The 6797-nt window shown below is 34.0% G+C and carries 7 protein-coding genes; 4 read left to right on the forward strand and 3 right to left on the reverse strand.

Annotated features, from left to right (window positions below; all coding sequences use genetic code 11):
• Position 1: 1 nt before the first annotated feature.
• A complete protein-coding gene (locus K7G79_RS13750; RefSeq protein ID WP_223552176.1) occupies positions 2–556 on the reverse strand; it encodes a PASTA domain-containing protein in 555 nt (184 codons plus the stop codon).
• Between the two features lie 270 nt (positions 557–826).
• Here K7G79_RS13750 and K7G79_RS13755 point away from each other — a divergent pair, with 270 nt between their 5' ends.
• From K7G79_RS13755 to K7G79_RS13770, 4 genes are all read left to right on the forward strand, one after another.
• Positions 827–1801, forward strand: a complete 975-nt coding sequence (locus K7G79_RS13755) for a D-alanine--D-alanine ligase (RefSeq protein ID WP_223552177.1) — start codon at positions 827–829, stop codon at positions 1799–1801.
• 19 nt (positions 1802–1820) lie between these two features.
• Positions 1821–2291 carry a pantetheine-phosphate adenylyltransferase gene (coaD, locus tag K7G79_RS13760; RefSeq protein ID WP_223552178.1) on the forward strand — a complete coding sequence of 157 codons (471 nt, stop codon included), beginning with the start codon at positions 1821–1823 and terminating at the stop codon, positions 2289–2291.
• Complete coding sequence (locus tag K7G79_RS13765) at positions 2288–3826, forward strand: phospholipase D family protein (protein WP_223552179.1); 1539 nt, start codon at positions 2288–2290, stop codon at positions 3824–3826. Before coaD ends, K7G79_RS13765 begins: the two co-directional genes overlap by 4 nt.
• A 138-nt stretch (positions 3827–3964) precedes the next feature.
• Positions 3965–4378 carry a HEAT repeat domain-containing protein gene (locus K7G79_RS13770; protein WP_223552180.1) on the forward strand — a complete coding sequence of 138 codons (414 nt, stop codon included), beginning with the start codon at positions 3965–3967 and terminating at the stop codon, positions 4376–4378.
• A 105-nt stretch (positions 4379–4483) separates the two neighbouring features.
• On the opposite strand, the gene K7G79_RS13775 is transcribed toward K7G79_RS13770, so the two are convergent.
• Positions 4484–6142 carry a SulP family inorganic anion transporter gene (locus tag K7G79_RS13775; protein ID WP_223552181.1) on the reverse strand — a complete coding sequence of 553 codons (1659 nt, stop codon included), beginning with the start codon at positions 6140–6142 and terminating at the stop codon, positions 4484–4486.
• A 100-nt stretch (positions 6143–6242) separates the two neighbouring features.
• Positions 6243–6608, reverse strand: coding sequence for a hypothetical protein (locus K7G79_RS13780; RefSeq protein ID WP_223552182.1), 366 nt, complete (start codon positions 6606–6608; stop codon positions 6243–6245).
• Positions 6609–6797: the final 189 nt, after the last annotated feature.

Genomic DNA, 6797 nt, shown 5'->3' on the forward strand with positions numbered 1-6797 from the left:
ATCAAGGTCTGTTACCATTGCCAAGTACCAAATCGATGACTGAAGTTTTTGGTAGTTTATCTCCTGGTTTTATGGGTTGACCTTTATGTGATAAACCTAAAACAATATCCTTTCCAATATTGTCCTTGTACGTTAATTTACCAATATTAAACTCTAATGCTTCTAAAGTGCTTTTTGCCAACCTAAACGTTTTATCTTCTAAATTGGGCACTAAAATCTTACGATACCCCGAAGGGTTTAGCGTTAAATAAATCTTTCTATTTTCCTTTACCTTAGTTCCAGATTTTGGATCTTGGTCGATGACCGAAAACTTGGGGTAATCAGGATTGAAATTTGCTGAATCCTGAATTTGCATAACTAAATTATTGTCTTTCAGTTCCAATTCTGCCACGCTAATAGACTTTCCCGTTAGGTCCGGAACCGTTTCAAATTCGCCATGGTTGGTAGACGCCTTAAGCCATTGGAGCATAATAAAACTTATTACCACAACCGCAATAATGGCCAAAATAATTTGTTTAAGAAAGTCTTTACTAGTAAGGAATTTTATAAGGCTCATTTAATGGATTTACTTTGAAGCAAATATATAAAAACACAACTGTTTTTTCTTTTGCAATTTATATGATATTTTAGCTTAACTTACAATAGATACGTTTTATTGTGGTTTTTAGATGGTATTTAATTAAATTATATGAAATGAACATAAACAAATTAAAATTTTTGCTTTACTACCGAAACAATTAATTTTTTATGCAAAAGCACAACGGCTCATTTGAGCAGAATTTTTTTGTTCGTTTTATTTTCAATGAAATAAAAAAATTTAAAATAGATGAATAAAAACATCGCCATAATTATGGGCGGGTATTCGAGTGAATATCAAATTTCCCTAAAAAGCGGCAATGTCGTTTTTGAAACCCTAGACTCTAGCAAGTATACTGCTTATCGGATTCATATCTTTAAAGATAAATGGGTTTATGTTGATGAAAATAATGCTGAATTCCCAATTAACAAAAATGATTTTTCCGTCAATATTAACTACAATAAAGTTACTTTCGATTGTGTATTTAATGCCATTCATGGAACGCCGGGTGAAGATGGGTATATGCAGTCCTATTTTCATTTATTAAACATTCCTCAAACCAGTTGTGACATGTATCAAGCCAGCTTAACCTTTAACAAACGGGATTGTTTAAGTGTATTAAAACCTTATGGTATTAAAACAGCAGAATCATTCTACCTTAATTTAGGTGATACCATTAATGAAAATGATATTATCAATAAAGTAGGACTACCGTGCTTTGTAAAAGCCAATAAGGCTGGAAGTAGTTTTGGAGTCACCAAAGTGCACCAACAATCAGAATTACAAAATGCCATTGAGGTAGCCTTTAGGGAAGATAATGAAATTATTATCGAATCGTTTTTAGATGGCACCGAAGTTTCGGTTGGTGTTATAAAGTACAAAGGCAAGACCAAAGTTTTACCCATTACCGAAATTGTTTCCGAAAATGATTTTTTTGATTACGAAGCCAAATATTTAGGAAAATCTCAAGAAATAACCCCTGCACGTTTAACAAAAGAACAAGAGGATAAAGTAAATACTGTTGCCAAAAAAGTTTACGATATTTTAAAACTTAAAGGATTTAGTCGTAGTGAATACATTTTTAAAGATGGTGAACCCCATTTACTTGAGGTAAATACGGTACCTGGATTAACTAAGGAAAGTATCTTACCGCAACAGGCCGCTGCAGCTGGGATAAACCTTCCTGAACTTTTTGATAATGCCATTGTAGAAGCTTTAAAATAAAAGTTGTAATTTTAAATTCATGAAACGCGCATTATTTCCAGGATCTTTTGATCCCCTAACATTGGGGCACTACGATATTATAAAACGTGGTGTGACGCTTTTTGATGAAATTATTGTGGCTATTGGTGTCAATTCTGATAAAAAATATATGTTCACTCTTGGTGAACGCAAGCGGTTTATTGAAGAAGCTTTTGCCGATGAACCCAAAATAAAAGTGGTTACATATAAAGGGCTAACGGTTGATTTTTGCAAAGAAATAGGCGTTGATTTTATTTTACGAGGATTGCGAAATCCTGCAGATTTTGAATTTGAAAAAGCTATTGCACATACCAACCGCGACCTTGCTCCTATTGAAACCGTTTTTCTGTTAACCTCTGCCCAAACCTCTTACATAGCCTCTTCTATTGTTCGGGATGTGATTAGAAACAATGGTGATTACACCAAATTGGTCCCTGAAAGTGTGCGTGTAAAACAACATCATTCTAAATGAACCTCTCTTTAAAATTCAAAAACTATTATTTAATCGTTTTACTCCTAATGGTTTCTTGTGGTAAAACCAAATCCATCTCAGAAAAAACAGATTTCTGTACCAATATTCATAGAAATGATAGTATCACACTTACCAAAGAACTTGAAGATGTAGCTTTCTTGATGGAAACTAAAACTGGGGTTTATGTTTTAGAAGATGGCAGTGGCTCTATGGTGGCTAGAGCTTGGTTAAGTGAATATGCCGAAAAAACAATTGATATTCAATACTTCATATTTTCAACAGATAATATTGGACTAATAGCTTGCGACTATTTAGTTAGATCAGCTGATAGAGGTGTTAAAGTGCGAATTATTGTTGATGACATAATGGTAGATACCGATATTGAAGACATATTAACTTTTAATTCACACGAAAATATTTCGGTCAAAATATATAATCCAGGAGTTAACTTAGGGAAAAATATATTTCAAAAAATAGGAAAATTTACTACAGATTTTAGAGATGCAAACCAACGTATGCACAATAAAACGTTTATTGTTGATGACAAAGTTGTTATAACTGGAGGCAGAAATATCGCAGATGAATATTTTGATTACGACCATGAATATAATTTTAGAGATAGGGATATTCTTTTATTGGGAAAAGAATCTAAAACCGTAAAAAAATCTTTTGATGAATTTTGGTATAGTCCGTTAAGTGTTAACGTAGAATCTATCATTAAAAACAAAGCTGAAGATACTATCAAAGAAAACCCTTTTGAGAATCTTCACGAGTACGCATGCAACCCTGATAATTTTTGGCCTCAAATAAGAAAACGCATTGAAAAATTACCAGAAACATTTCAATCCATTAAAAATTCGGGAGATTTAGTTTGGTTGGATGATGTTAGATTTATTTCAGATATACCTGGAAAAAACGATGGAGAAGATGGTTTAACTGGTGGAGGTGTTTCAACAAGTGCACTTATTAATTTACTTAAAAACGCTAAGTCATCAATCGATATTCAAACGCCTTATTTAATAACAACCGAATTGAGTAGAAATCTATTTAAAGAAGCTGTTGATCGTGGTGTAAAAATTAGAATTCTTACCAATAGTCTAGCGTCAACAGATAACATAGAAGCTTTTAGTAGTTATCAATCTGATAGAGAAAAATTACTAAAAACAGGCGTACGCGTTTTTGAATTTAGACCAGATGCCGAAGAACGAAAAAAAATAATGACTGGAGAATTACAAGTTAAGTTAGACCACAAACCTACATTCGGACTTCATGCAAAATCTATGGTTATTGATAACCATATAACGGTAATCGGAACTTTTAATTTAGACCCTAGAAGTGCTAACTTAAACACGGAATGCGTTGTTATTGTAAAATCTGATAAAGTGTCTAAGGGGGTTTTGGAAGGCATGGAAATAGAATTTAAGCCCGAAAATTCTTGGGAAACCACTTTAGAATTTAATCCTGATAGCGAAGTTGGAAACTATAAGCGCTTAAAAACATGGACTAGGAAAATTATTCCTAAAGAAATTTTATAATGCTTTTTATTGTAGGCAAAATTAAAAACGAGTATCTCAACTTATAAATTCGTAACATTTCTTGAGTATTTCATACCAATAAGTAAATGATATATTTAAGAATCCATGCTTTTTCAAATTACATATTTACTTTTTAAATTGAAGTTTGTTCAGCCTTCTGAGAGAGCTATTAACTTTTGGATACAGAATAATGATGTTGAAAAACTAGAATATGCATTACAATTTGGAAACTACAAAACCAGAAAATTAGCCGCTGAAGCCTTAGAAATTGCCGGTACATCTTCATCTATTCCTGTCTTAATTAATGCCATGAACGATAAGGTTCAAAACGTTTCGATAGCTGCTTTAAATGCTTTGGAACAGTTAGGTGAAAATGACGAGCTAATAAAAACGATTGTAAAAAAACGTTTTAATTGGGTTAACCAAATTAATGAACGTAAAGCAAAGTATGAAGCCAATAAGCACAAAAAATATAAAATATATCGATGGGAACGTACCAGTAAAAAATCATTCGACCGCGTAAAAGAGCAACTTAAAAAACCCATAAAATAGTTTTGTGTTAGGGATTGTAGTGAAAATCCTTTTGCTCTTTTGCAAAAGATTGAAACGGAAAGCCCGACCCCCCGAGACTTCGAGGGTAACACCCAAATTATTATACTAAAGCTTGTATTCCGATAGCCCTTTGGTAAATGCCTCAGGGTTTTCGGCCAAGTAATAACGTGGATCGTCAACGGCTTCAACAATTACCTCTCTAAATTTAGGGCTGGATTTGTAAAGCAATACTTTACAGTCTTCGCTTAAATGAGTGAGTTTAATCTGCTTTCCAGCAGCTTCATATTTATTTACCAAATTGAATATTGCCTCAATGGCCGAATGGTCACTTACACGAGATTCAATAAAATCGACTTCAACCTTATCCGGATCGTTATTTACATCAAACTTTTCGTTAAAAGCAATTATGGATCCAAAAAATAAAGGCCCCCAAATCTCATATACTTTGGTGCCATCATCCTTCATGCGTTTACGGGCACGTATACGCTTGGCATTTTCCCAAGAGAACACCAAAGCACTTATAATCACCCCAGAGATTACCGCAATGGCTAAATCGAAAATTACTGTTAATGATGAAACTGCTACCAAAACAATAACATCAGTTACAGGAATTTTGTTCAATATCCTAAAACTACTCCAAGCAAAGGTACCTATAACCACCATAAACATAACCCCTACCAAAGCTGCAATAGGAATTTGTTCGATATAGGCTGATGCAAACAGAATAAACATGAGCAACAGCACAGCAGCAACAATTCCAGACAACCTAGTTCGCCCACCCGATTTTATATTGATTAATGATTGACCAATCATGGCACAGCCACCCATACCTCCAAAAAGACCTGTTACAATATTGGCGCCACCTTGTGCCATACATTCCTTGTTGGCATTTCCTCTCGTTTCGGTTAGTTCGTCAACCAAGTTAAGGGTCATTAGCGACTCAATTAAACCAATAGCCGCTAAAATTATTGCATAAGGCCCTATAAAAACCAAAGTCTGCATATTAAAAGGCACTTTGTTTAAAATATCCAACTGAAATTGCGGCAAGCCCCCTTTTAAGCCTTCACCACCACCATCTCTAATAAAACTACCCACGGTAGCTACATCTAACTTTCCAAAGATGACAATAACTGAAATAACAAGAATACCCATTAAAGCCTCAGGTAACTTTGCCGTTATTTTCATTTTTGGCAATCCCCACATGATTAACATAGTTAGACCTACCAAGCTTAACATCATCCAAAATTCACCGTTAGAAAATAATGCCGAAAACCAATCCCCTGGATTTGCCCAAAAAGAAATTCCATGAGTTATTTGTGGAAACATTTTTAATTGGGCTAAAAATATCACAATAGCCAATCCGTTAACAAAGCCCATCATAACAGGATGCGGAATAAGCCTCACAAACTTACCGAGCTTAAATACACCCGCCAACATTTGTATAATACCCATTAAAATAACTGTAGCAAACAAATAATACAAACCAAGATTTTCACCATCGGCTCCCATAGCATTACCTTCGGCTACAAGACTTACCATAACTACTGCTAAAGCACCCGTAGCGCCACTAATCATACCTGGTCGGCCCCCAAAAACTGACGTTACCAACCCAATCATGAATGCAGCATAAAGCCCCACCAAAGGATCTACCCCTGCAACAAAGGCAAAAGCCACAGCCTCTGGCACTAAGGCTAAAGCCACTGTAATACCACTTAAAATATCGTCCTTGGCATTAGCCGCTCGCTTTCTAATAAACTCAGTCATAATGGTTTGCTTAAAAAGCGGTAAATTTAAGGTTAATAAATAGAAGCACAAACCTTGTAAAGGTAATTTACTGGAAAGTTAACTAAAACGTTTGAAAATCTTATTGCTCCCGCAACCATTGTAAAGCTTCAGTTCTATTTTGAAATAATTCAATATTCCATTTATAATTGCCATTTACATTAATTAATGTACGGGTGGACATTTCTCCTCCATATGTAGACAGCAATACCGCCATGGCCTTTATTTCCTTTAAATTAGCAATTGTTTTTTGGGCATTGAACGTATAGGTGTATGAATACTTTTTATTAATTAATAAGAAAAAAGGAGGGGTTAAGGAATTGAGAAGGAAATCATGGTATTCATCAACCATAATTTCATCAAAAACTATACCTTCATCTACAATAACCTCTGCAAGATTTTTATTTAAAATTTTAATTTCACCAAAGGACAATTTAAAACGCTCCATTAAAACGATGTTATCGAGAGACTTACATATTAATAAACAGCAAGTTACTGCCGTACCCTTATAGCAAATTACAATAGCATAAAGTTAAAACATTTTTTTTGAGTTATTAATTTAAAATCCGTATTTTAATGCTTTAAAACATTAAGATATGGAACAATATGAAGGTAAAAATATACTAAACTTTGTAAA

This window comes from Aestuariivivens sp. NBU2969, from assembly GCF_019931125.1.
GTDB lineage: Bacteria > Bacteroidota > Bacteroidia > Flavobacteriales > Flavobacteriaceae > Aestuariivivens > Aestuariivivens marinum.

Bases quoted from the DNA above. Each gene is read 5' to 3' on its own strand.
- K7G79_RS13755 (WP_223552177.1), top strand. From the start codon at position 827: ATGAATAAAAACATCGCCATAATTATGGGCGGGTATTCGAGTGAATAT.
- K7G79_RS13775 (WP_223552181.1), bottom strand. From the start codon at position 6,142: ATGACTGAGTTTATTAGAAAGCGAGCGGCTAATGCCAAGGACGATATT.
- K7G79_RS13780 (WP_223552182.1), bottom strand. From the start codon at position 6,608: ATGGAGCGTTTTAAATTGTCCTTTGGTGAAATTAAAATTTTAAATAAA.
- coaD (WP_223552178.1), top strand. From the start codon at position 1,821: ATGAAACGCGCATTATTTCCAGGATCTTTTGATCCCCTAACATTGGGG.
- K7G79_RS13765 (WP_223552179.1), top strand. From the start codon at position 2,288: ATGAACCTCTCTTTAAAATTCAAAAACTATTATTTAATCGTTTTACTC.
- K7G79_RS13750 (WP_223552176.1), bottom strand. From the start codon at position 556: ATGAGCCTTATAAAATTCCTTACTAGTAAAGACTTTCTTAAACAAATT.